Source organism: Puerhibacterium sp. TATVAM-FAB25 (assembly GCF_046535855.1).
Lineage (GTDB): Bacteria > Actinomycetota > Actinomycetes > Actinomycetales > Cellulomonadaceae > Puerhibacterium > Puerhibacterium variabilis_A.
The window spans coordinates 80712-102640 of sequence record NZ_JAXUAK010000002.1 but is presented as its reverse complement, the minus strand read 5'-3'; the positions used below and the strand labels follow the sequence as shown (position 1 = coordinate 102640).

Genomic DNA, 21929 nt, shown 5'->3' with positions numbered 1-21929 from the left:
AGCCCGTCGGGGGCTCGGTATCGGTCGACGCGTCGAGGCGTCGCGACGGGTGGACCTACGTCCGGGAGATGCCGAGGGCGTCCAGGCTCGGAGCGGGCCGATGGCGGCCGACGACCGGCCCGAGGCGGTGCAGGCAGCGGCCCGCGACCCCGGCGGGGAACCGCGTGCGCTGACCGGGCGCGGCCAGCGTGAGCAGTGCGGCGACCACCATCAGGCACATCGCCGTCGTTGCGTGGTGGCCGCAGTCGCCGTCGCACGCGCCGGCGTCGTGCTCGCCGCCGGCCTGAACGTGGGCCGGGGCGGTCGCGGCCGCGGGTGCGTGGTGGTCCGCCGCGGCGGTCACCGCGGCAGGCGACACGTGGGCGGTGGACGAGCCGCTCATCGCGTGCATCGTCACCACGCTCAGGACCAGTGCCGCGATCACGAGCGCACCGGCGAGCCGCGACCGAGGACCGGCCGGCAGCGAGCGGGTGGCACCGAGCGTGCGCATGGCACCACGAGACTAGCCCCACGCCGGGCGTCACGGCCTCCGGGCCGTGCCCGCCGTGGCCCAGGCGACCAACCGCACCAGGGCGACCACGGCGGCGATGGCGGTCCCGACCATGGCGAGCACGAGCAGCACACGGGCAGCGAGTGCCCAGTCGAACGTCTGCCCGGCGAAGTCGAACGGGAACACGCGCCAGGTAGCGACGAGTGCCACCATGCCGACCGCCGCGAGGAGCAGGTCGCCGAGCGCGTGGAGCCAGGGCGGGTCGGTCACCAGGTACACGACGTTGGCCCCGATCGCGACGACGAGGGCCGTGTTGACGACGTCGAGCACGTCGGTGGTCTCTGGTGTCAGGAACGGGACGACCTGCCACCCCGGCCGCACGTTGACGAGGTACAGCAGCAGTGCGTTGATCAGCCCGGCTACCACGTAGCCGCTGCGGCGTGATGCCGCCGACGCGCGGTCCACCCGGCGCTGCGCCGGAGATCCGGTGCTGCGATCCGTGGTCATGGCTCCGCCCTCCGGTGCGTCCTGCCCGGTCCGTCCTGTCCAGCCTCGCGCGGAGCCGGCCCGTGCGGCAGGGGCCTTCGACCTGTGCCGTCCCGGATCGTGCACCGTCCTGTCGGGACCATCGGCCCTGGAGGTCGACCCTGCGCCGTGGTCAGGGTGAGGGAGCGACCGGTGGTGGCCGCGCGCGACGACGCGAGGAGGACCGAGATGAGCAGGAGAAGCGGCCGGACGCAGGGTTCGCCGACGCCGCCGGAGCCCATGGAGGACGACGGTGGGCGTCCGCCGACGGCCGAGATGACTCCGCCGGCCGGCGCGCTCTGGCCGCCGCGCTGGGACCTGTGGCCGTTCCGGTGGGACCCGTGGCCGATCGGCACCGAGGCGTCGCTGCGGGACGCCGTGCTGCCGGTCGGCGCGCTGATCCCGGTCGAGGAGGAGCACGGGGAGGGGGCGCTGGTGGTCCGGGCCGAGCTGCCCGGCGTGGACCCGCACAAGGACGTCGACATCACCGTCGAGGACGGGATCCTGACCATCGTCGCGCAGCGGCAGGAGAGGTCACAGGAGCAGCGCGGCGAAGGGTACCGCAGCGAGTTTCGGTACGGCCGGCTCGAGCGGCGCCTTCGTCTTCCTCAGGGCGCGAGCGTCGAGGACGTCTCGGCGACGTACCGCGACGGGGTGCTCGAGGTCCGGCTGCCCATCCCGGCGGAGCGCACGGGGGTCCACCGGGTCGAGGTGCACCGCGACTGAACCCGATGGCCGGTGCGGCGCGCCCGGACGATTGCTCCGGCGCGCCGCAACGGTCGTGGCACGAGCACGCGCCGTCATGGGCGCACGCGCCGCGGCGCCAGCCGGCGGGTCGAGCGCCGCAGCCGCAGGTGCTTGTCGACGCCCACCAGCGCCCACGCGACCAGGGCGACGCCGAGGATGCGGACCCAGGCGGCGCCACCGATCGGTGCGGTGGCGAACAGCGCGTTCATCACGGGCAGGTACGTCAGCGCGGCCTGCAGCAGCACCTGCACCGCCACCCCGAGGACGAGCCAGCGGTTCGTGAACGGACCCACGCGCCATGCCGGCAGCGTCAGCGACCGGCAGCTCACCAGGTAGAACGCCTGGACCGTCACGAACAGGTTCACGGCGGCGGTGCGGGCCTGCGCTGGGGTCGCGCCCGCCGACAGCTCCCAGCGGAAAAGCCACCACGCACCGGCCACCAGCAGCGCCGAGACCAGCAGCGTGCGCGCGACGAGGTCTCGCGTGAACAGCGGCTGTCGCGGGTCGCGCGGCGGGCGGGCCATGATCCCCGGCTCCCGTGGCTCGACGGCGAGCACGAGACCCAGGGCCACCGCGGTGGTCATGTTGATCCACAGGATCTGCGTGGGCAGGATCGGCAGGAGCCCGCCGGCCAGGATGGCGGCCAGGAGCACCAGACCCTCGCCCATGTTCGTCGGCAGGGTCCACACGATGAACTTGGTGATGTTGTCGAAGACCCCCCGCCCTTCCTCGACCGCCGCCTCGATGGTCGCGAAGTCGTCGTCGGTCAGCACCATCGCGGCGGCGTCCTTCGCCACCTCGGTACCGGCGGCGCCCATCGCGATGCCGATGTCGGCCTGCTGAAGGGCCGGCGCGTCGTTGACGCCGTCGCCCGTCATCGCGACGACCTCCCGGCGTGCCTGCAGCCCGCGCACGAGCCGGAGCTTCTGCTCGGGGCTCACCCGTGCCAGCACGTGCGCGCGAGCCACCGCGTCGGGGTAGGCCTCGTCGGTCAGGGCGTCAAGGTCGATCCCGGTCAGGACCTCGCCGGGCCCGGTGCGCGCGGGCACGATGCCGACCTGGCGCGCGATCGCCAGTGCGGTCGTGACGTGGTCGCCGGTCACCATCTTGACGTCGATCCCGGCGTCCTGGCAGGCGCGTACCGCCCGCGCGGCCGTGGGGCGCGGCGGGTCCGCCATGGCCTGGAAACCGGTCAGCACCAGGGCGCCGGCGGGGACCTCGCCGGAGGTCGCCGCCGGTGGCGCGTCGTCGACGGCGGTGGCCAGCACGCGCAGCCCGCGCTCGGCGAGGTCGGCGGCGGCCCGGTGTGCGGTGGCGGCGTCGAGGGGTGTGCGGGAGCCGTCGGCGGCCATCTGCCACCCGCACAGCGCGAGGACCGCCTCGACGGCCCCCTTGACCACCACGAGGCGACGCCCGGTGGTGACGTCGTGGTGCGCCGTCGTCATCGTGCGGCGCACGGAGTCGAAAGGCACGGTTGAGGTGCGCGGGTAGCGGCGCGAGACGTCGCCGTGGTGGATCCCCGCCGTGGCGGCGGAGGCGATGAGCGCCCCCTCGGTCGGGTCGCCGAGCAGGGTCACGCCGTCGTCGCCCGCGACCAGGACGGCGTCGTTGCACGCCACCCCGGCCAGGAGGCACCAGTGCAGCGCACGGTCGGCGCCGAGCGTCGCCCGCTCGCCGTCCACGCCCAGCACATTCCCGTCGTTCCGGTAGGCGGAGCTGGTGACCCGGTAGGTGCGCTCGGGGGTCCACACCGCCTGCACGGTCATCCGGTTCTCCGTCAGGGTGCCCGTCTTGTCGGTGCACACGACCGTGGTGCTGCCCAGGGTCTCCACGGCGGGCAGGCGCCGCACTACCGCGCGCCGCCGCGCCATCCGCGAGACCCCGATCGCCAACGTGATGGTGACCGCTGCCGGCAGGCCCTCCGGGACCGCGCCGACTGCGAGGGCGACGGCCGCGGTGAACGTCTCGCCGGCGTCCCGGCCGCGGGCGACGCCGAGGACGAAGGTGACCGCGGCCAGCGCGAGGATCACGACGGTCAGGACGCGCCCGAGCTGCCCGAGGCGGCGCGTCAGGGGAGTCGCGACCCGTTCCGTGGAACTCACCAGCCGCTCGATCGTGCCGAGTTCCGTCGCGGCGCCGGTCGCGACACGACGCCGGTCACCGATCCGGCGGTGAGCAGCGTGCCCGAGTGCAGGACGTTGCGGCGGTCCGCCACGACCGTCGGCACGGGCAGCACGACGTCCTCCTTGTCGACCGGCACTGACTCGCCGGTCAGCGCGGACTCGTCCGCACGAGCCGCCGTGGCTTCGACCACCCGCAGGTCCGCGGGGACCTTGTCACCGGCCTCGAGGCGGACGACGTCGCCCGGCACGAGGTCGGCGGCGTCCGCCTGCCGCTCGTGACCGTCGCGGACCACCCGCGCCCGGGCAGGCACCATGGCGCGCAGTGCGTCGAGCGACGCCTCGGCCCTGGACTCCTGCAGGGCTCCGACGAGCGCGTTGACCACCACGACGCCGAAGATCACCGCCGAGTCGACGTACTCCCGCAGGGCGGCGGTGACGACCCCCGCCGCGAGCAGGATGTAGATCAGTGGGTCGTGCATCTGGCGCAGCAACCGGCGCACGGGCCCGGCCCGCGCGGCGACGGGGAGTGAGTTCGGTCCGAGCCGCGCGCTGCGGGCCCGGGCCTCGGCACCGGTCAGGCCGACGTCAAGGTCCGTCTCGAGGACGTCGACGACCTCGGCCGCCGGTATCGCGTGCGGGTGGCTCACCGGGCCGTCGACGCTCATCGCCGCGCCTCCTCGGCCGCGCCGGCGCCCCGGGGCGCGGAGACCGGCGGACGGCGGCGGAGCGGCGGCGACGACCCAGTCATGTCTCCGTCCTACGGCAGCGGTGAGCCGTCTGGCCAGGACCAACGTCCCACAGACGGCGAGACCTTCCGCTCTCATCGTCCCGAGGACCCGTCCAGGACGATGGACGCACGGGGCCGGGACGACCCCGGCCCCGGCGCTCGCGGAGGAACCGACCATGCTGGTCTCCGAGGTCATGACGACGCCGGCCCGCGTCATCACGCGCGACGTGACCGTCGAGCAGGCGCTGCGCCGGTTCCGCCGGCAGCAGGTCACGGCGATGCCGGTGGTTGACGGGCTGGGTCACCTGGTTGGCATCGTCAGCGAGGCCGATCTTCTGCGGGCTGGCGTCGCGCCGGAGCCGCCGGCTGAGGCCGACCACGTCGCCGCACCGCAGGCGGTGGTTGGCGGCGTGATGACGCGGCGCGTGAAGACGGTGTCGCCGCACGACGACGTCGCGGAGGTGGCGCACGCGATGGGGGAACTCGGGATCCGGAGCATGCCGGTGCTCTCGCGCTCGCGCGTCGTCGGCATGGTCGCGCGCAGCGACGTGGACGGTCACCGCTCTCCGCCGACGGCGTCGGGCGTCGACGTCAGTCGGCCCGGACACTCGGCCGTGCGGCGGCGCAGTGCTCGAGCACGCGGGGGAGGCATCATGAGCGCCGCATGGTCGATGGGCGTCGTCGTCGGCGTGGATGGTTCGGCGGCGAGCCGGCACGCCTTGGAGTGGGCCGTCAACACCGCGGCGCGCCACGGCGGCTCCGTCGTCGCGGTGGCGGCCTCCGAGGGTCCGCGCGGCCCGGTCGTCCCCGGCGCGACCGCCGGAGCGCGCCCCGATGCGGCCCCAGAGCTGCGGGAGCGCGCCGAGCAGGCCGTCGCGAGCCTGCCCGGGGCGCCCGAGCCCGGCGAGCGCGTCGAGGTGCGGGTGGAGCCCGGCACCGCGTCGCGCGTGCTCGCGAGCTACTCGCGGACGGCGGACCTGGTCGTCGTCGGGCGCGGCGACGGGGCCGGTGCCGAACGAGCCGCTAGGGGGTCGACCTCCCGGACGACCGCGGCGACGTCGCACGGGCGCGTCGCGGTCGTCCCGCCCGGCGCCGGCACCAGCACTCCCGACCACGTCGTGGTCGGCGTGGGGAACTTCGACGAGGACCCCACGCCAGTCCTGGAACTGGCGTTCGACGAGGCCCGCGCGGGCGACCGTCCCGTCCGGCTGGTCCACGTCATCGACCCGCACGTCGCGTTCGAGGCCGGCACCGGCCGGCGCGGGTACGCCGAGCTGTGGCACGACATCGCCACGCACGAGCTCGGCGCGCTGCTCGAGCGCTGGTCGGACAAGTATCCCGACGTCGAACGGACGGTCAGTGTGCGCCCCGGCGAGGTGGGCGCGGTGCTCCTGGACGAGGTCACCGAGCGCGACCTGCTGGTGGTCGGCGGTCGCCGCCACCCGGCGCCCGCCGGCCGGCTCCTCGGGTCCGTGCCCGACGCGCTCGTGCGTATGGCACAGTGCCCCGTCGTCGTCGTTCACGGCGGTCCGGGGCGGTGAGCGCCGCTCACCCCGCCGCGACATGACGGGCGTCGCGGACCACAAGCACGGTCGACGCCGCGTCGCGGACCACCTCGTTGCTCACCGACCCGAGCAGCATCCCGCGGAAGGCGCCCATCCCGCGCGAACCCACCACAACGAGGTCCGCGTGGCGAGTCGCGAACACGAGAGCGTGCGCGGGGTCGCCGTCGAGGAGCTCGACCTGGACCTCCAGACCGGGCTGTTCCCGCCGTAGGTCCTCCGCCACCTCGAGGGCCGCCCGGTGAGTCGGGTCGTCGGTGCTCATCGTGGGCGGCGGCGGCACGTCCTGGAGCGGGGAGTACGGCGTCACGGCCGTCAGCCGGGCGTGCAGCACGACGAGGGTCTGTGACCGGCCCGCCGCCTCGCGCGCCGCCAGCGCGGCGGCACCCAGCGAGGCTGCCGAGCCGTCCACCCCGACGACCACGAGCCCCGTGTCCGCACCCGGGCCGGTGGCCGGCGCCCGGACGATGGCCACCGGGCAGAGCGCATGGGCCGCGAGGTGTGCGGCGACGCGACCCACCCTCCTGCCGGCGGCGTGGCCCTGGGCTCCGACCACCAGCAGCTGTGCATCGTCGCGCAGCGCCTGGAACGTCGGCACCACGGGGCCCCTCCACCGCCTGGATGGTGATGGTCAGCCGGGGGTGTGTCTCGAGCGCGCGCTCCAGCTGCTCCACCAGGTACTCCTAGGCTTCGGTGTCGAAGCGCACGTGGTCGGCTCCGCGGGGCGCGGCGGGTCTCCGGCTCCACGGCGGCGGGCGTTCCCCTGAATTGGTCCAGGCCCGGACCAGCAGCACGACGGCGCCGCGGATCTCCGCCTCCCGGAGGCCGAACGCCAGGGTCGTGTCGCTGTGCGGGGAGCCGTCGATCGCGACGATCACCGGTCCGTCGTGACGCATGGGAGCCTCTAGGACCATCAGGCGAGGCATCGGCCGGGCACGCCGCGACGCCGGGACGGCGCGTCCCAAGCGTCGGCCGCCCTGGCACGCCGCACCAGGGTCCACCGACCCCGAGCCTCGGACCGAGGGTCTGGGGCTGGAGAGGACCAACGGCCCGGTATCGCCGTCGTCCCGCCGCCTAACGTCGCGAGGCGGGGGCTCGCGCCGGCGAGCGGCCGATGCAAGAGCCTCGGCGACCGCGTCGCGGTCGAGCCGACCAGGAAAGGGCGCAGGGTGATGAACGAGACGACGGAGCGGATGACGGACGACCCGCAGGGCGAGATCCTCGTCCTGGAGCACGAGGAGCAGGCGGTGGTGGGCGTGCGGCAGGTCGTGCGCCGGGACCAGCTGCCGGCGGTGGTCGGGCGGACCGTCCCAATTGTGGCGGCGGCGCTCCAGCGCCTCGGTGCGTCGCCGGCCGGCCCACCGTACGCCCGGTACCGCGGCGCGTTCGGCGACACCGTCGACGTCGAGGTCGGGTTTCCCGTCGTCGACGCGCTGCCAGGCGAGGCTCTGGAGCTGAAGCAGGTCGCTGAAGGGGAGGTCGTCGTCGAGCCGCTGCCGGCGGTCCGCGCCGCCGAAGCTGTCCACGTGGGTGCCTACGAGGGGCTCGAGGGCGCCTACGACCGCCTGGCGGCCTGGCTCGGGCGGCACGGGCTCGAGCCGCTGGACCAGTCCTGGGAGTTCTACGAGTCCGGACCCTCGTCAGACCCTGACCCGGCAGCATGGCGGACCCGGCTGGTGATGCCGGTCAGCGGGCCTGAGATCGCGGCCCCGTGAGCCACGGATGTGCGGCGAGACCCACGACCCGTCCGAGAAGGACGTTCGCCCCTGCCTCCGGTCCGCCGCGTGAAGCACGGTGAGAGGAGAGCCTCCGCTGGGAGGCCGGCACCGAAGGACGTGAGACCAATGAGGCACCACCTGCGGGACTGGATCGCCCTGGGCATCGCGGCGGCGATCGTCGTGCCCTACGTCGGTTACCTGGTGCGTGGCAGCATGCCGTTCGTTCAGGACCCTCGCGGCATGGCGGCCGTCGCGCTCGTCCTCGGCGTGGCGGGGTTCATGGTGCTCGACGTGGGCACCGACACACGGCGGCCCCAGCCGGTCGAGCTCCTGCTGGCCGGGGGAACCGTGGCGCTCGGGCTCGCCGCCTTCCTGCTGGCCGAGACGGTCCTTGCCGAAGGGCTGCTCGCGGCGCTCGTCGTCGCCGTCGTGCTCGTGCTGCTCCTGGGCGTCGTGCACGACAGGCAGTTCGTCACCACGCACCGGGGCGGTGCCCCTCAGGCCCACGTGTGACACCGACCGCTCGCACGGCGGACGGGAGAGCGTGGCCGCCGCCGCTGCTGCGGCAGATGTGCCTCCGGGACCTTCGGCCCGGCCGGGCCGGGCCGGCCGGTCCTACGCCGACCGCGCCCGCACGGCTTGGCTGGCATCGTCGGCAGCGCAGGAGGAGCAAGTCATGGCGAACACCTGGATGAGGGGTGTCGTGGTGGGGGTCGACGGGTCGGGCGACAGCCGCCGTGCGCTGCAGTGGGCGCTCGGCGTGGCTGCTCGGCACGGCGCGGAAGTGACCGCCGTGTGCGCGTACGAGACGCCGTACTCCCCGTACGCCCCGCCGATCACCGGCGGCAACGAGGACCTGCGCGACGAGAGCCGTGACGCCGCACTGCGCGTCATCCAGGACGTCTCGGGCGTCGAGGAGACGCGGCCCGACATCGAGCTGCGGCTGGAGCCCGGCTCGCCGGCGCACGTGCTGGTGGAGCACTCCCGCACGGCCGACCTCGTGGTGGTCGGGCGCAGCGGGATCTCTGGCTTCGAGCGATTCGTGCTCGGCTCCGTCTCGGCGGCTACGGGTGCGATGGCCTACGGGCCGGTCGCGGTCGTCCCGCCCCGGGCCCGGACCGGCGCGCCGGCACGGGTCGTCGTCGGTGTGGACCCGGACGAGGACCCGTCCGCCGTGCTCGACCTCGCCTTCGCCGAGGCGCGCGCCGCCGGCTGTTCCGTCCTGCTCGTCCACGTCACTCCGGCCAAGGGCGACGAGGTGGTCGCGGATGCGCAGCATCACGCGCGCCTACGGCGCGAGCTGGCCTATGACCGGATGGGCGACCTCCTCGAGCGCTGGTCCGACAAGTACACCGACGTCGACCGCACGGTCGCCATGCTCCGTGGGCACCCGGCCGAGATGCTGCTGAGCTCGGTCACCCTGCACGACGTGCTGGTCGTCGGGGGCCACCGTCACCCGGTGCCGGCGGGTCGCGCGCTGCGGTCCGTGCCCGACGCGCTGATCCGCACGGCGCCGTGCCCGGTCGTCGTCGTCCACGGCCGCAAGGAGCGAGAGGCCCGTTCGTGAACGACACCTGGTCGCTCGGCGTGGTCGTGGGCGTCGACGGCTTGCCCGAGAGCGGGCACGCCCTGGAGTGGGCCGTGCGCGCCGCCGCCCGGCACGACGGTCACGTGGTGGTCGTGTCCGCGTACGCGACGTCGTGGGGGCCGCTGTCGAGAGCGACCGCAGGCGTCGTGGACGAGGCCCGAAGGGAGTGCGAGGGCTTCGTCCGCCGGGCGGTGCAGCGCCTGGGGCCGGACGTCGCTGCGGGCGTGGTGGGCAGGATCGAGCCCGGCAACCCGGCGGCGGTCCTGGTGGAATACTCGCGGAGCGCCGACCTCGTTGTCGTCGGCCGAGGCGGCGCCGTCGGCCTCGACCGCCTGGTGCTGGGGTCGGTCTCCCGGCTCACCGCCGCCATGGCCCTCGGGCCGGTCGCCGTAGTGCCTCCGACGGCCCGTGTCGGCGCGCCCGAGCGGGTCGTCGTGGGCGTCGGGGACCCCGACGAGGATCCGGTCGAGATCCTCGACGTCGCCTTCGCCGAGGGGCGGGCGGCCCGCTGCCCGGTCCGGATCGTCCACGCGGTCAGGCCGCGCACTGCGGTGGACGTGCTGGCCGACGATCTGGTGCACGCCGTCTCGTACGACGTCGCCGACGCCGAGATGGAGGACCTCTTCGAGCGGTGGGCGGACAAGTACACCGACGTGGACCGCTCGCTCGTCGTGCGCCACGGTGACCCGACGACGGTCCTGCTGAGCGAAGCCACCGAGCGAGACCTACTCGTCGTCGGCGGCCACCGACACCCTGCCATGGTCGGCCAGTTGCTGGGCTCCGTCCCCGACGCGGCCGCACGCCGCGCGCGCGGCACCGTCGTCGTCGTCCACGACCACAGGCAGCGCTGAGCCTCGCCGGCGGGTCGGACCCGCTCGGCGCTGAACCACGTCCGGTCGTGTGTCTGGTTTCGTCGACGCCGGTTCCATGGAGGACGCTGTCGCGCCAGCGGGCCTCCGGCCGGCGTATACGGCCTGTGGTGGGACTGATGCAGGACCTAGCGGGGCCGCGATAGGCGGCACCGTGACCAGTTGTTCTCACGCTTTGCACGGCTCGCCGCTTTACGGTCCGCACGACTCGTCGTCTAGCAGATCGCAACGCTCGAGCGTATCCGCCCCCGGGCTTGCACTTTCGCTCAGACGGAGGGCCTGCCTCGCACTCGTCGAGGCCTGTGGTGCGTTCACCACTGGGTGACGTCCACACCTCCGTGGTGATGGCGTGGGCCCTGACCTCCGCAATGGAGTGTCGACACATTCGTGCAGCACGCAGGCGCGGCCTACCTGCGACGATATAGCTGGACGGACCCAGGATATTCGGCGGACAGGCCTGCGATCGTCACCTGAGCGACAGTCCCAGGCGTGACGTCAACTTTCGAGAAATCTCTAGAAAAGGCCAGGTCAGCAGGCGCGGGGTGTCGGCCGCTTACGCGTAACAGGCTCGCCCGCCATGATGGAACGGTGGCGTCCTCCTCAACGTTGAGAGCTCTGCTGGCGCCGTTCGCGGACCGGAGGTACTCCTCTCCCAGTTGGCGGTTGGTAGACGTGCCTCCTGAGGTCGCCGCGCGGGCCGCCTCTCTGCTCGATTTCGAGGTGGTCTGGTCCCGACCCAACTGGCACCAGCCGCCTATGTGGTGGCTCATCGATACCGCCTCCCAGCTCGACGGGCACTTGGTCGGATCTCTGACCCACGAGTACCTGCGCCTGGACGGCATCCAGGTCCACGGCGTCGGCTTCTGGCACCTGCTGCTTGAACGCGTGCGCCGCGATTGGCCCGCGACACCGAGTGCGGACGCTCTCGGTGATGCGGTCGCGGAGGTCTGGGCGTCGTGGGACGCCGATGCTCCGCTGCGCGCCGGGACGATCGAGGAACTCGGGGAGGGCCCGGACGACGGCGTCTACGGCCTGTGGTGGGACTGACCCGACCGGTCCACCGAGCAGACGTGTGGCGACTACCGCCTCGGAGCACCGGTGAACTGTCCGCGCCGTCCGAAGACGCGGCCTAGTAACGCAGTCGCCAGGTGTCCCCGAGTAGAGAGGCCGGCCAGCGTCGACAACGTCTCCGCCGAGCCGCCATGGACGGGATCCGCGGCGTCACGGCCCTCACGAGGTCGGGTACGCGGACAGCGCCACCACGTCGACTGGTCCAGACCCCGGAGGCATCGCGGGAAGTGGCGCAGTTTCAGTCCTGTGACCAGGCGCTTTTAGAGTTTGCACGGATCGCCGACTAGCAGTTTGCACGGCTCACCGCCTGAGGGGTCTCACAGTTGACCGGGAAGGTCCGGAGCCGGTCGGTGCCGGCAATCGCCTCACGCCCCGGGGCCGGCAGTGCCACAGGACCGGGCGAAAGTTGTGGCACAACGTGTGGCACCCCCGCCGCCACGAGGGCGACGGGGGTGCCGTCCGCGCAGGTCAGAGCCTCACGGCCGCAGCCGTGGGCGCCAGCTGTCAGATGTCGCAGTAGACCGCGATCCTCACCCGAGAGCAGCATGTCGCTGCAGGTCACAGGCTTGAAGTCGAGCCATGCTCGACGCTCTTGTGCGTCTGATGTGCATGATGGATGCGTCATCGCGGCCCCTCCTGTGGCACGTCCTGTGGCAATCCTGCGCCCAGTTCTGGGTTGCTCCAAGGGTGTTCGCGCAATGTCGGAGATCGCGCCCTGTGCTTGCCACCACCGCGCCGCCTTCCGAGCGACGCAGATACGGCTCTGGCGCCCAGGCTCCGCGGCTCCGTCGCAGGGACGCGGCAGGATGGCCCCGTGACCGGTGCAATCCCTGAAGCCGAGGCTTATATCCAGTTCCGGCTGCACGAGCTCTCCTCGAGGAACGAGCACCACCGCTTCGAGGAGATCGCGACGCGGATCGCTCGCCGACGCATCAGCGCGAACATCATGATCGCGACCGGACCCGTCAGCTCGGGCGGTGACCAGGGGCGCGACGCCGAGACTTTCACGACCCGCATCCCCGCCGAGTTGCCGAACGCCGCGGGTTTCTCGGCGTCCGCGTCGACCGCCCCGGTGGTGCTGGCCTGCACCGTGCAGAGCGACAAGTTGAGGGGCAAGGTCCTCGCCGACCTCGAGGCGATCTGTGCCCCGGGCGCAGATCCGGTGGAGCACGTTGCGTACTTCAGCGTGCACCCGATCTCGGAGGGCATCACCCACGCCCTGAAGAAGCAGGCGCGTGAGCGTTACAAGGTCACGCTCGACGTCTTCTGCGGTGCTGATATCGCGACGTTCCTCGCCGAGCCCGATCTCGTGTGGGTGGCTCGGCACTACCTTGACCTACCGTCATCGATGGTGCCGCCGCCCGAAGACGATCCGGCGCCGCAGTGGTACGTGGAGCTGCTGGAGAAGCTGCGTCAGCACACCGGGCCGGCGGCGCTCACGCCGGCGACGCAAGGAGAGATCACCCAGGGGCTGCGATTTGCGACCTGGGAGCGCGACGCGAACGCCGACCTGCCCGAGTGGCTGGACTACATGAGTGCGTTCCTGGTCGACTCGGACGACGGAGCAGACACTGAGCTGGTGTTCCGGGCGTGCTACGAGATGGCCGTCGCTCGCTTCCGCGGGACGGGTAGCGCGTCCGGCGTGGAAGATCTCGTGCGCCGTGCCATCAAGTTCGCGTGCACGAGCGAACACCCGAACATCGTCGACGACGCGGTCGTGCTGGCGTCGTACTGGGGCGGGATGTGGTCGAGCGGCGTCGGCCGGGCCGGGGCGGACGAGATCGGGGAAGCACTTGCGCAGCTGTGTCTTCACGTCACCGACTTGCTCGAGAGGACCGACACCACCACCCACCCAGTGCGGGCCGCGTCGCTGACCGAGTCGCTGGTGTTCGCCTACCTGATGCCCGACGTGCGCAAGGCTGAGCGAACACGCGGCCGGCCAGATCCGGTCGAGGTGGCGGCGCACGCCGGAGTGAAGTTCGAGGACCTCGAAGTCGACTTCTCGAAGCTAGATGATGAAGATCTCATCGATGTCCCAGCGGCGATGGAGCACCTGGCCCGACTGGTCGGACTGCTCCCCAGCGCCCGTGCGTACTCGGTCCGCAACATCTCACGGCTGTTCGCGTTGTTCGCGCCGATCGTGTCGAGCCATGCCCTCTACACGAAGGTTCGCGACGGGCTCGACACAGCCACCGCTGCCGCCCAAGGGCAGGCGACGACAGCCGAGCGGTGCCGTGATCGCGGGATGGCGTTCGTCAAGGCGGGCAAGCCGCTGCAAGCGCTCGTCGAGCTGCACAACGCCAAAGCGAACTGGTTCACAGGAGACACGCTGTACGGCGCGGTACTGACCATGCGGTTTATAGGCAAGCTGTACGCCGGCCTCGGCCTGATGTATGCGGCGAAGATGTATGCAGCCGCAGCTGCGGCCGTGACCGCCGTTCATGGCACCGAGGACGCACAAGGGCAGTTGCCGATGGCTCTATTGGAGGCGGCGCGGTACTCCCAATATTCGGGATGCTGGGTCGATGGGGCAGCCGTTACTGAGGTTGCTCTCCTGGCCCGCGCACACTACCTGCCAGAGCCGTTCGACTTCGAGAACGACGCCGAACTCGAGAACCACCGGAACGATGCTGTCCTTGAGCTTGCGGCGATCCGACAGTTCTGGCCCGAGCTTGAGCCCCTAATCTCCGCGGGACACCCGCGCACCGGCTGGTTCGAACTGCTGGACGAGATCGTCCAGGGCACAGGCGCCGAGCAGGCCGCCGTTGAGCAGTTCGCGGGACCCCTATTCAGCGACGTCGGGCCCATTCGCATTGCGGACTTCGAAGCCCTTGGAGTGCGCTGGACTTTCACCTTCGCCAATGACCGCACCACGGTACTCGCGGCGGAGGCCCTCGTGGCCGCGCTCCAGGTCTTCCTTGCCGACATCGCGCCATACCACCCCGTACTGATCTCAAGCACCGTCCGCGTACACGTGGACGTGAGGCGAGACGCTGGGCGCGAGGTGGATGCCGTTGACATCGACCGCTCGAGGCCTGTGATCGACGCTGAGGTCACTCTGTCTGCGGATCTCGAAGACTTGGAGGCGCGCGAGCACTCAGTGGCTGCGCTCTGTGTTCAGCTCGTCGATGCAGTGCATGCTCGACCAGCGGGCGATCTCCAGGCGCTCCTCGACCCGATGTTCGCGGCTGGGCTTACCCACAAACTCACCGTCGGACGACCGTACGAGGAAGCGGCCGACTACCTGGACGATGACCACTACGCGAGGTGCGCCGCCGCGACCCGGCCGGCGTCGTCGGCTGGGTTCCGGCCAATAGCGTCGCCCTCACTTGGCCCCTCTACGCGGACCGGGGCCGGGTACGTCCGAGACGAAGCGCTACGTGCCATCCGGGAGAGGTACGAGGTGGCGAGCGAGACGCTTCGTTACACCTTGCCCCGGCTCCTCGCGGACGACACGTGCCGCAAGTCCATCATGCAGATGCGCGACGCCGGATGGCTGGACTGGCAGATCCTGGTCGTGCTCGTCAACGTGGCGTGGAACTGGCGCCTCAGGGCGGCAGGCCTTGGATGGGGTGCCGGCAATCAGGAGCGGGCGATGCAGCTTGCGAGGCAACCGGAGACGGTGACCTCGCCCACGATCCCGCTTAGCGCCTTCGCAGAAGACGAGCTCTCGTTCCACACCTTGCTACAGACCCATTCGGTGGCAAGGCGATGGAGCCTCCAGGGGCGGCCAGAGGCCCCGGGCGAAGGGGCGATGCGTGACCTCCTCGTGCGCCGCTACGAGTACGCAGAAGACGATGTTCCACACCGAGATCTGCTCGAATGCGTAGACGAGCATGGGGCGATCCAGATCTTGGACGCTGTTGACAACGACTGAGAAGCGGCGCGAGTCGCTCATGTAGGACGTCTCAGGTCGGCCGCTATCGGCTACATCGCCGCGGCAGTCGGCTCTGGTCGCGCCGCGATCTCCCAACTCGCCCGGTACTCCTCCGCGTCGGCCTCGGTGCGGTACTCGACGACCGGAGGTTGTGCTCGCGCCGCACCTCGAGCACCTCGGCCCGGGTGGCGGTGAAGAACTCGCGTCGGGTGTTGACGCCGCTTCCTCGGCGCAATGCGCCACACTTCGAGGTGCTCAACCGCGGAGCGATGTGGCGGCAAGGGAGAGGTGAGTCCACGTCATGAGCAGTGCAGGCAGGGCCGACGCCGGTGGCGGCGTGTTCCGGACGCACGTCGCGGTCTACGTGGCTGTACTTGGGCTGCGGGGCAGGACCGTCCCAGGTCTCGATCTGCCCGATTATGTCGTCCCTGTAGCACTGCACTTCGAGACCGACGATCCGACGGATGACCTCAAGGTCACGCTCTCCGACGGTCGCCTCGCTTACGTCTCGGCTAAGCGGGCAGTTGGCAATGACGGCCAACTACGTAGCACTGTTGAGGACTGGGTCGCGCAGCTTGACGACGCGCAGCCAAACGACTTGTTCGTCCTGGCAGCCGAGGAACTTCGCGGAGACGTGCGGAAGCTCGAGGGCGCGCTCCGCCGCCATCGGGAGGCGGTCCCGCAAGCTGAGCGACCCACCGATCTCGCGGCGATCGCCGCGATCACGAAGTCAGTCCCCGAGAGGCTGCACGCGGAAGTCTTGCGCCGTGCGCGACTCTTGCATCTTCCAAACGCGACCGACGGTGCGCTGGGCCAGGCGCATCTCGCCGAGCTCGCGGCCAACATTGTGCAGGATGGCAATGGCGCGGGCGTCATTGCTTCTCTCGGGAACGAGTTCGCGCGCCAAGCCGGTGTTGGTGACGCCTCAACGATCGATGACTGGGAGTCTGCGCTTGCTCGCGACGGGCTGGTGGTTCTCCCTGATGCGGGTGGATACCCGGCTCAACGCGCAGCGGCCCGACGCCGTGCCATCGATGCATACCGCACTCACTTGACGCAACGACAGGGCACGATCGATCTGTCTCTCCTCGCCGACGACTTGCCTCCCGTCCACGTCGACGGGCTGCTGTCACAGATCCAAGTCAGGCGATCAAGGGAAGACCGGTCTTCTAGGAGCGAGTTGATCGTCTGCGTGCGAAGGTGGCGGCGCCTTCTCGTGGTTGGCTCACCGGGAGCCGGCAAGTCGGTTGCCGTCCGAGAGCTTGCAGCACATTGTGCCGATCATCCACATGCTCCTATCCCGGTCGTCGTTCCGCTAGTCAAGGCTCTCGCCTCACGGGAGCAAGGCCTGGATCTTGATGCGCTGCTCGACGTGTGCGTTCAGGAGTCGGTCGGTGAGGAACATCGACTTGCGCTCCGCGCCCACCTTCATCAGGCCGTAGCTAACGGGGATGCGATCGTCATTTGTGACGGCCTGGACGAATGTGGCTCGCGCGCTGCCTCAGTAGCGCAGCAGTTGCACGAGATAACCAGACAGTTACCGCCACGCCTTGGACTGGTAGTTACTACCCGCCCCAGCGCCGAACGGGCTGCCGCACGGCTCGATCTCCCGCGCGGCGAACTTGTCGAACCGACCGGCTTGGAATCGACGATCGACTCGATCCTCAAAGTGTGTGCCGACCAACGAGCAGCGCCCGATCAACGCGATGCATGGTTGGCGAGTCGCCAGCAGTGGCTGGCGGACGCGCGGAAGGCTCACGGTGAGCTGATGGCGATTCCGTTGTTAGCGACGCTGGTGACGCTCATCTGCGCTGACACTCCCGAGGCTGATCTCCCCAGTGGTCGTGCTCGCGTGCTACATCAGGCGTTGACCCGGTCGGTCAAGCGTTGGGAACGCCAGCGGACCACACCGGACGACGCTCGCTCATGGGCTCCAGAGGTCTCTCCGATGATGCTGCTCGACGGTTTCACCGACCTCGGTCGCATGCTCGACGAGAAGTCCGCGCCGACGAAGCAAGACGCGCTCCACACCCTTGAGCGCACGTTGCGCGGTCCGCGATGGGCCCTACCTGGCGCTCGGGCGGAGGAAGTCGCCGAGGATGTCCTGCGTTTCTGGGATGAGCGTGTTGCGGTGTTCGTCGTCGGCGCGTCGGACGAGATAGCCAGCCGCAGCCGAGTGTTCGTCGACATCGCGTTGGCAATGTGGGCCCAGCGGGGACCAGACGACCTGCACAAGTGGCTCGCCGAGGTCATCGCCTACACGGACACCGACGATGCGATCGGTCTTGCTGCAGAACTGCACCCGCCGGTTATCGATGCTCTACTCGACCTCGGAGCGACCGGGGTCGCTGCTGCGACCGCCATGGTGCTGGTTCTAATTGCTGACCGCGGCATCTCTCTTGACGACGAGCAGATGCGTCGGCTGCTCACCAACGTCAAGCACCACGTCGCGAGCCAGACCGCGCCCGTGCGCCGTGGACGCCGCAACCCCCGGGGAGCGCTCGAGCTCATCCGCGCCAGAAGCGCGGCGCTTGTCTCCATCGCCGACTTGGTCTTGCAGGTCTGCAAACTGACGCTTACCGCTGCCATGCGCGAGGAGCGCGACGCGCTAATCGTTGCAGCTGACCTCTCGCAAGACGAGCGCGCGATCCTGGTGGCAGTGGCCGGACTTGCCGACGCTGCCAGTGACCGCTCATCGCTGGACGCGCGAGTGCTGGACGCGATCGAGCATGTCATGCGGATGCCCGTGCCGACTTCTGACCCGCCGGTGCAGCGCACTTCACGGCGTCGAGCACACTTCGTGGTCACCCCGCCGCGACCCGACGGCGTAGCGCAGGTCGCACTCGGCGTCACCGAGCATCTCGGCCAGATCGCGGCCCGCTTTCCCGATGCGACGCGCTGGATATTCGATGCTGCCCGAGACGCGCGGACCGGCATCGGCGAACGGATTCACAGCCGCCTCCGGGCGGCCGATGCCCGCGCTGCGGAGTGGAGACTGCCCGACTGGACGGACGCACTGGCCGGCCTCGGCCCCACCGATCGGGACGATCTCACACTGCTTGAGGACTTCATCTCCCTGGCGCCCGCAGGAAGCGTCAATGAGCCACCGGATCTTTGGTCGCTCACGGCTGCGGGGGACCTCCTGGAGGCCATGGGCTTCCCAACAGTGTCCTACGGCGATTTCCACCATGGGTTTCGATCCGAGTTCCATGCGCTGCGGAGACAGTGGATCGACATCGTTGCGCGCGCCCGTGGCATCGACCGCGCTACGGTCGCGGCACAGGCAGAGCACATTCGGCAGTCATTCGAGGGTTCTAATCCCACAAGGCGATGGTTCTCAGAAGACTGGCTTGTTATCGCGACTCAGTCAGCGAGCCCTGTCGACCCAGACCGAGAGCACGCTGAGGAACTGTCCGTCCGCGATCAGCAAACTCTTGTCGAATGTCTCGTCAGCGGTTCGGATTGGTTGGCGCACTCGGCCGCTGAGCTCCTATTGAACGCGAACGAAACGCACTGGGATCCAGTCGAAATGTTCCATCGCGACCTAAGTCACCTTGGGATGTACGACGCCGCGCTGGCCTATGCCGTTGCGGTCATTGCGGAAAGGGAAACCGGCACGCTGATAACTGAAGCAGCCTCGTCACCCGAGAGTTGCCTACGCCTCGCGGGCAGGATCGCCATTGAGATCGCTGAGGAACTCGACGACACGGAAAGGATAATGACAGCGCTCTCCCTCGATGACGACCTAACGGTGCGTCCGAGGAAAAGCCGAATGGCCGAACCGCGCGCGAACTACTGGACCTGCACCCGGTGCTGGACACGGAATGCCATCGACGAAGAAGAATGCGCGGGTTGCGACTACGGCAATCGACCCAAGGCTGAGTGAGTTGCCCGCTCGTCGGTGTTTCAAGAGGAGCGTCAACGGTCCTCATCGCTTTTAGTGATGCGTCTAGGGAGCACTGCAACCCGATGGCAAGCAGCGCGTTCAGGAACAGCGCTCCTGGTCGGGCGAGAGCGTCGGCTTCGCGCTTGGTGCGGCGGAACCCGGCGCTGGGGTCTCGGCGGCCGAGGATGACGACGCTGAACGGTGACACACCCCCGCGCCGCCAGGGAGCAATCGGCGATAGCAGCGGTGACCAGCACACCCGTCAGCAGGACCACGATGCGTGGCGCGCGGGTAGTCGTCATCACTGCGGCATCCTCTCTAGGGCTACGCGGGGTAGGTCGCTTCGACAGTGACCGTGCCGGCTCGCTGCTCTCTGGCAGCCGACGGCGGCGCCGGGCGAAGGACGCGTGTCTGGCCGTCAGGCGATGGCGGCCTGCGCGGCGGCAACAGCGCGGGTTAGGACGTCGACACCGCCGCCGGCGAGCGCCGGACCGGCGGGTACCGAGGGGCGACGGCGCCAGTCCAACGCCTCCGCGTCACCGCTGACCGCACGCACCCCCGCGATCCCCTGCACTGCCTGGGCGAACGCCGACATCGGCTCCCCGGTCAGGCCCTTGCCCGCCTTGTAGACGTACTCGTAGTTGACCGACAGCGCCGCCTGCCCGGCGATGAACGAGATGGTCCACGGCTGTAGCGACACGCGCGTCCCGATGAGCACCGCAGTGACCGAGGGCTGGCGGCCCTCTCCCCAGTACAGGGAGGCGGCATCGCCCAGGGCCAGGTGGGCGTGCAGCAGCTGGCGCACCGGCTCGACAAGGTCGCCTTGCCCGACCCGCTCGAGCTCGCTGACCAGGTCCTCCTCGCCGCGGCGGCGCGCAGGGCTCGTTGAGGCGCGCACGACCTTCTCCCAGTCGTTGGGCCGCACCACAAGCGTCAGCAGGGGCGCGGCGGGGGAGGACCCGATGCGCACGACCTGGAGCTGGACGGCGAAGAACCGCGTGCTGGCGTTCGTGCGTTCGTTCAGCCACTCCAGGGCGGCGCGGTGCTCGGGGCGGAAGTTCGTGGCGAGCCACACGACGTTCGTCGCGTTGGTCCCGGCGGCATAGGTGAGGATCTGCCCGAGGTGGCCGTGGTCGGAACCCTCGAGCTGGTTCTCGACGATGACTCGCTCGCCGGTGACCCGGTCGCGGCCCAGCAGGTCGAGGCTGAACCCACCGACCGGGTGTTCGGCCGCCTCGAGCTCGAGGTCCATCCCCAGCACCGAGGACAGCTCCTCGGGGTTCTCCAGCAGCCACGGGGTCAGGTCGGCCGCCTCGTGCGGCCACACCTCCCGTGGTGCCACCGCTTCCAGCCGGCCCAGCGTCGAGATCGTCACGCTCGCACGCTAGCGGCCCGGCAGCCCACGACTGGGGCATCGCCGCGCGGGTCGTGCGGCCGCGAGGGGTTCAGGGCGCATCGCGGGGGAGCCGCCACTTTGTGCCTCACGCCAGCGAGCAGTCAGTCGGCAGAGCAGCTCGATGGTAAGGAGCAGGTCGCCGGTTCGAGTCCGAGCTCTGGCTCGCAGCGGGCACAGACCGTCAGTGCCCGGGTGGTGTGTGCAGCCGCCTCGGGTGGTGCCCACAGCGGTCCGAGGCGCTCGAGCCGAGGCCGTGCGGCGGGCGTGCTCAGGTCGCAGGCGCGCCGTCGGGCCCAAGCGGCGCCAACAGCTGCAGCCTGCGCATCGGCGAGTCGCCGCGACGACTTCCGGAGCAACACCTGGCAGCTGCGCAGCACGACGGAGATACTGCCGGGCATGGGCACCCCCGACGACCGGACAGCGTCGGAGCTGAACCGTGAGCTCACTGACCTCCTCGCTCAAGCGGGCTCTCGGTTCGGGTTCGACGTCGTGCTCGAGTACCCGGTGCGCGGCGGGCGTCTCGACGTGGTGTGGACCTGGGCGCCGCCGTCGCCGTTCCCGGGACTGGAACGGCCGGTGCCGGTGGTTGGGTTCGAGATCGAGTCGAGCTGGCGGACCCGGAAGCATGTGAAGGGGGACCTGCTGAACCTGCAAGACGCTGGGGTCGGCCTGGGCGTCATCGTGCTCGCGGGCACGGACCCGAAGGACGACGGGCTACGTCGATTCGCGGAGATGCTGGTGGACCGGCCCGGCCCGACGGTGCTCGTGTGGACTGCGGACGACGTCCAAGCGCTCGTCGAGCAACGAGATGTCGCGTCGCTGACGGCCGCCGCCACAGGCGCGGCATCCGCCATAGTGCCCGGTGTCGACCCAGTGCGGGGCACGACGGACGGCTCGAAGGCGGTCGCCACGCACTCCGGGAAGTACGCACCCCTGTACCGGTGGCTGCGGGCTCACCAGGCGCGAGAGCTGACGCTGACGTTCGACGAAGTCGAGGGAGTGCTCGGGTTCCCCCTACCCCCGTCGAGTCGCCAGCACGTGCCGCACTGGCACAGCTACGACGGGTCCGCCGTCGCTCGTGCCATCGCCGACGCCGGCTGGAAGGCCAGTCACGTTCAGCTCGCCGACGAGCAACTCACCCTGGTCAAGCTGGGGTAGACGACCCGCTCGCCCCGAGCGGCCCCTGTCAGCACCCGACCAGACCGCGCGTCACGCCTTCTCCGCCGACCATGTTCGGGCACGGCGCGTCCCACGTGTTGCAAGGAACCTATCGACAGAGCCTGAATCGAGGACCCCCGCGGGTCAGCGCCGTCAGCTCGCCTCGGGCAATAAGGTGCTGGATCTAGCGGG

The 21929-nt window shown here is 70.5% G+C and carries 15 protein-coding genes and 1 pseudogene; 10 read left to right on the top strand and 6 right to left on the bottom strand.

The genetic code is table 11. The features are described 5' to 3' along the window. Positions 1-55: 55 nt before the first annotated feature. Positions 56-490 carry a hypothetical protein gene (locus tag U5M74_RS02775; protein ID WP_410905953.1) on the bottom strand — a complete coding sequence of 145 codons (435 nt, stop codon included), beginning with the start codon at positions 488-490 and terminating at the stop codon, positions 56-58. 30 nt (positions 491-520) lie between these two features. Beyond that, positions 521-997 carry a hypothetical protein gene (locus U5M74_RS02770; RefSeq protein ID WP_410905951.1) on the bottom strand — a complete coding sequence of 159 codons (477 nt, stop codon included), beginning with the start codon at positions 995-997 and terminating at the stop codon, positions 521-523. A 207-nt stretch (positions 998-1204) separates the two neighbouring features. Between U5M74_RS02770 and U5M74_RS02765 the strand changes: the two genes are divergently transcribed. Further along, entirely contained in the window at positions 1205-1741 is a 537-nt protein-coding gene (locus U5M74_RS02765; RefSeq protein WP_410905949.1) for an Hsp20/alpha crystallin family protein, read from the top strand. Between the two features lie 74 nt (positions 1742-1815). Here U5M74_RS02765 and U5M74_RS02760 read toward each other — a convergent pair. Then, positions 1816-4463: pseudogene (locus tag U5M74_RS02760) on the bottom strand (HAD-IC family P-type ATPase). A gap of 325 nt (positions 4464-4788) precedes the next feature. Between U5M74_RS02760 and U5M74_RS02755 the strand changes: the two are divergent. Next, entirely contained in the window at positions 4789-6153 is a 1365-nt protein-coding gene (locus U5M74_RS02755; RefSeq protein WP_410905947.1) for a universal stress protein, read from the top strand. Between the two features lie 7 nt (positions 6154-6160). Here U5M74_RS02755 and U5M74_RS02750 read toward each other — a convergent pair whose 3' ends face one another. Together U5M74_RS02750 and U5M74_RS02745 are read right to left on the bottom strand one after the other, a co-directional pair. Further along, positions 6161-6775, bottom strand: a complete 615-nt coding sequence (locus U5M74_RS02750; protein WP_410905945.1) for a universal stress protein — start codon at positions 6773-6775, stop codon at positions 6161-6163. Between the two features lie 82 nt (positions 6776-6857). Then, a complete protein-coding gene (locus tag U5M74_RS02745) occupies positions 6858-7052 on the bottom strand; it encodes a hypothetical protein (protein WP_410905943.1) in 195 nt (64 codons plus the stop codon). Positions 7053-7346: 294 nt separating this feature from the next. Here U5M74_RS02745 and U5M74_RS02740 point away from each other — a divergent pair, with 294 nt between their 5' ends. From U5M74_RS02740 to U5M74_RS02710, 7 genes are all read left to right on the top strand, one after another. Beyond that, complete coding sequence (locus U5M74_RS02740; protein ID WP_410905941.1) at positions 7347-7889, top strand: GyrI-like domain-containing protein; 543 nt, start codon at positions 7347-7349, stop codon at positions 7887-7889. Positions 7890-8018: 129 nt separating this feature from the next. Further along, the gene (locus U5M74_RS02735; RefSeq protein ID WP_410905939.1) at positions 8019-8405 is read left to right on the top strand and encodes a hypothetical protein; all 387 of its coding nucleotides are present in this window, start codon (positions 8019-8021) and stop codon (positions 8403-8405) included. Between the two features lie 163 nt (positions 8406-8568). Next, the gene (locus U5M74_RS02730; protein WP_410905937.1) at positions 8569-9459 is read left to right on the top strand and encodes a universal stress protein; all 891 of its coding nucleotides are present in this window, start codon (positions 8569-8571) and stop codon (positions 9457-9459) included. Continuing rightward, positions 9456-10331, top strand: a complete 876-nt coding sequence (locus tag U5M74_RS02725) for a universal stress protein (protein ID WP_410905935.1) — start codon at positions 9456-9458, stop codon at positions 10329-10331. The genes U5M74_RS02730 and U5M74_RS02725 overlap by 4 nt, the downstream gene beginning before the upstream one ends. A gap of 507 nt (positions 10332-10838) precedes the next feature. Then, positions 10839-11396: a hypothetical protein gene (locus U5M74_RS02720; RefSeq protein ID WP_410905933.1), complete on the top strand. Its 558-nt coding sequence runs from the start codon at positions 10839-10841 to the stop codon at positions 11394-11396. 838 nt (positions 11397-12234) lie between these two features. Further along, a complete protein-coding gene (locus tag U5M74_RS02715) occupies positions 12235-15297 on the top strand; it encodes a hypothetical protein (protein WP_410905931.1) in 3063 nt (1020 codons plus the stop codon). Positions 15298-15598: 301 nt separating this feature from the next. Beyond that, the gene (locus U5M74_RS02710; RefSeq protein WP_410905929.1) at positions 15599-19183 is read left to right on the top strand and encodes an NACHT domain-containing protein; all 3585 of its coding nucleotides are present in this window, start codon (positions 15599-15601) and stop codon (positions 19181-19183) included. A gap of 418 nt (positions 19184-19601) precedes the next feature. Here U5M74_RS02710 and U5M74_RS02705 read toward each other — a convergent pair whose 3' ends face one another. Further along, entirely contained in the window at positions 19602-20558 is a 957-nt protein-coding gene (locus U5M74_RS02705) for a hypothetical protein (protein WP_410905927.1), read from the bottom strand. A gap of 417 nt (positions 20559-20975) precedes the next feature. Here U5M74_RS02705 and U5M74_RS02700 point away from each other — a divergent pair, with 417 nt between their 5' ends. Next, positions 20976-21737: a hypothetical protein gene (locus U5M74_RS02700; protein ID WP_410905925.1), complete on the top strand. Its 762-nt coding sequence runs from the start codon at positions 20976-20978 to the stop codon at positions 21735-21737. Positions 21738-21929 lie beyond the last annotated feature (192 nt).

What these genes read in the sequence shown, in the direction of transcription:
- U5M74_RS02775 (WP_410905953.1), bottom strand. Translation starts at nt 490, where the DNA reads ATGCGCACGCTCGGTGCCACCCGCTCGCTGCCGGCCGGTCCTCGGTCG.
- U5M74_RS02770 (WP_410905951.1), bottom strand. Translation starts at nt 997, where the DNA reads ATGACCACGGATCGCAGCACCGGATCTCCGGCGCAGCGCCGGGTGGAC.
- U5M74_RS02765 (WP_410905949.1), top strand. Translation starts at nt 1,205, where the DNA reads ATGAGCAGGAGAAGCGGCCGGACGCAGGGTTCGCCGACGCCGCCGGAG.
- U5M74_RS02755 (WP_410905947.1), top strand. Translation starts at nt 4,789, where the DNA reads ATGCTGGTCTCCGAGGTCATGACGACGCCGGCCCGCGTCATCACGCGC.
- U5M74_RS02740 (WP_410905941.1), top strand. Translation starts at nt 7,347, where the DNA reads ATGAACGAGACGACGGAGCGGATGACGGACGACCCGCAGGGCGAGATC.
- U5M74_RS02735 (WP_410905939.1), top strand. Translation starts at nt 8,019, where the DNA reads ATGAGGCACCACCTGCGGGACTGGATCGCCCTGGGCATCGCGGCGGCG.
- U5M74_RS02730 (WP_410905937.1), top strand. Translation starts at nt 8,569, where the DNA reads ATGGCGAACACCTGGATGAGGGGTGTCGTGGTGGGGGTCGACGGGTCG.
- U5M74_RS02710 (WP_410905929.1), top strand. Translation starts at nt 15,599, where the DNA reads ATGAGCAGTGCAGGCAGGGCCGACGCCGGTGGCGGCGTGTTCCGGACG.
- U5M74_RS02700 (WP_410905925.1), top strand. Translation starts at nt 20,976, where the DNA reads ATGGGCACCCCCGACGACCGGACAGCGTCGGAGCTGAACCGTGAGCTC.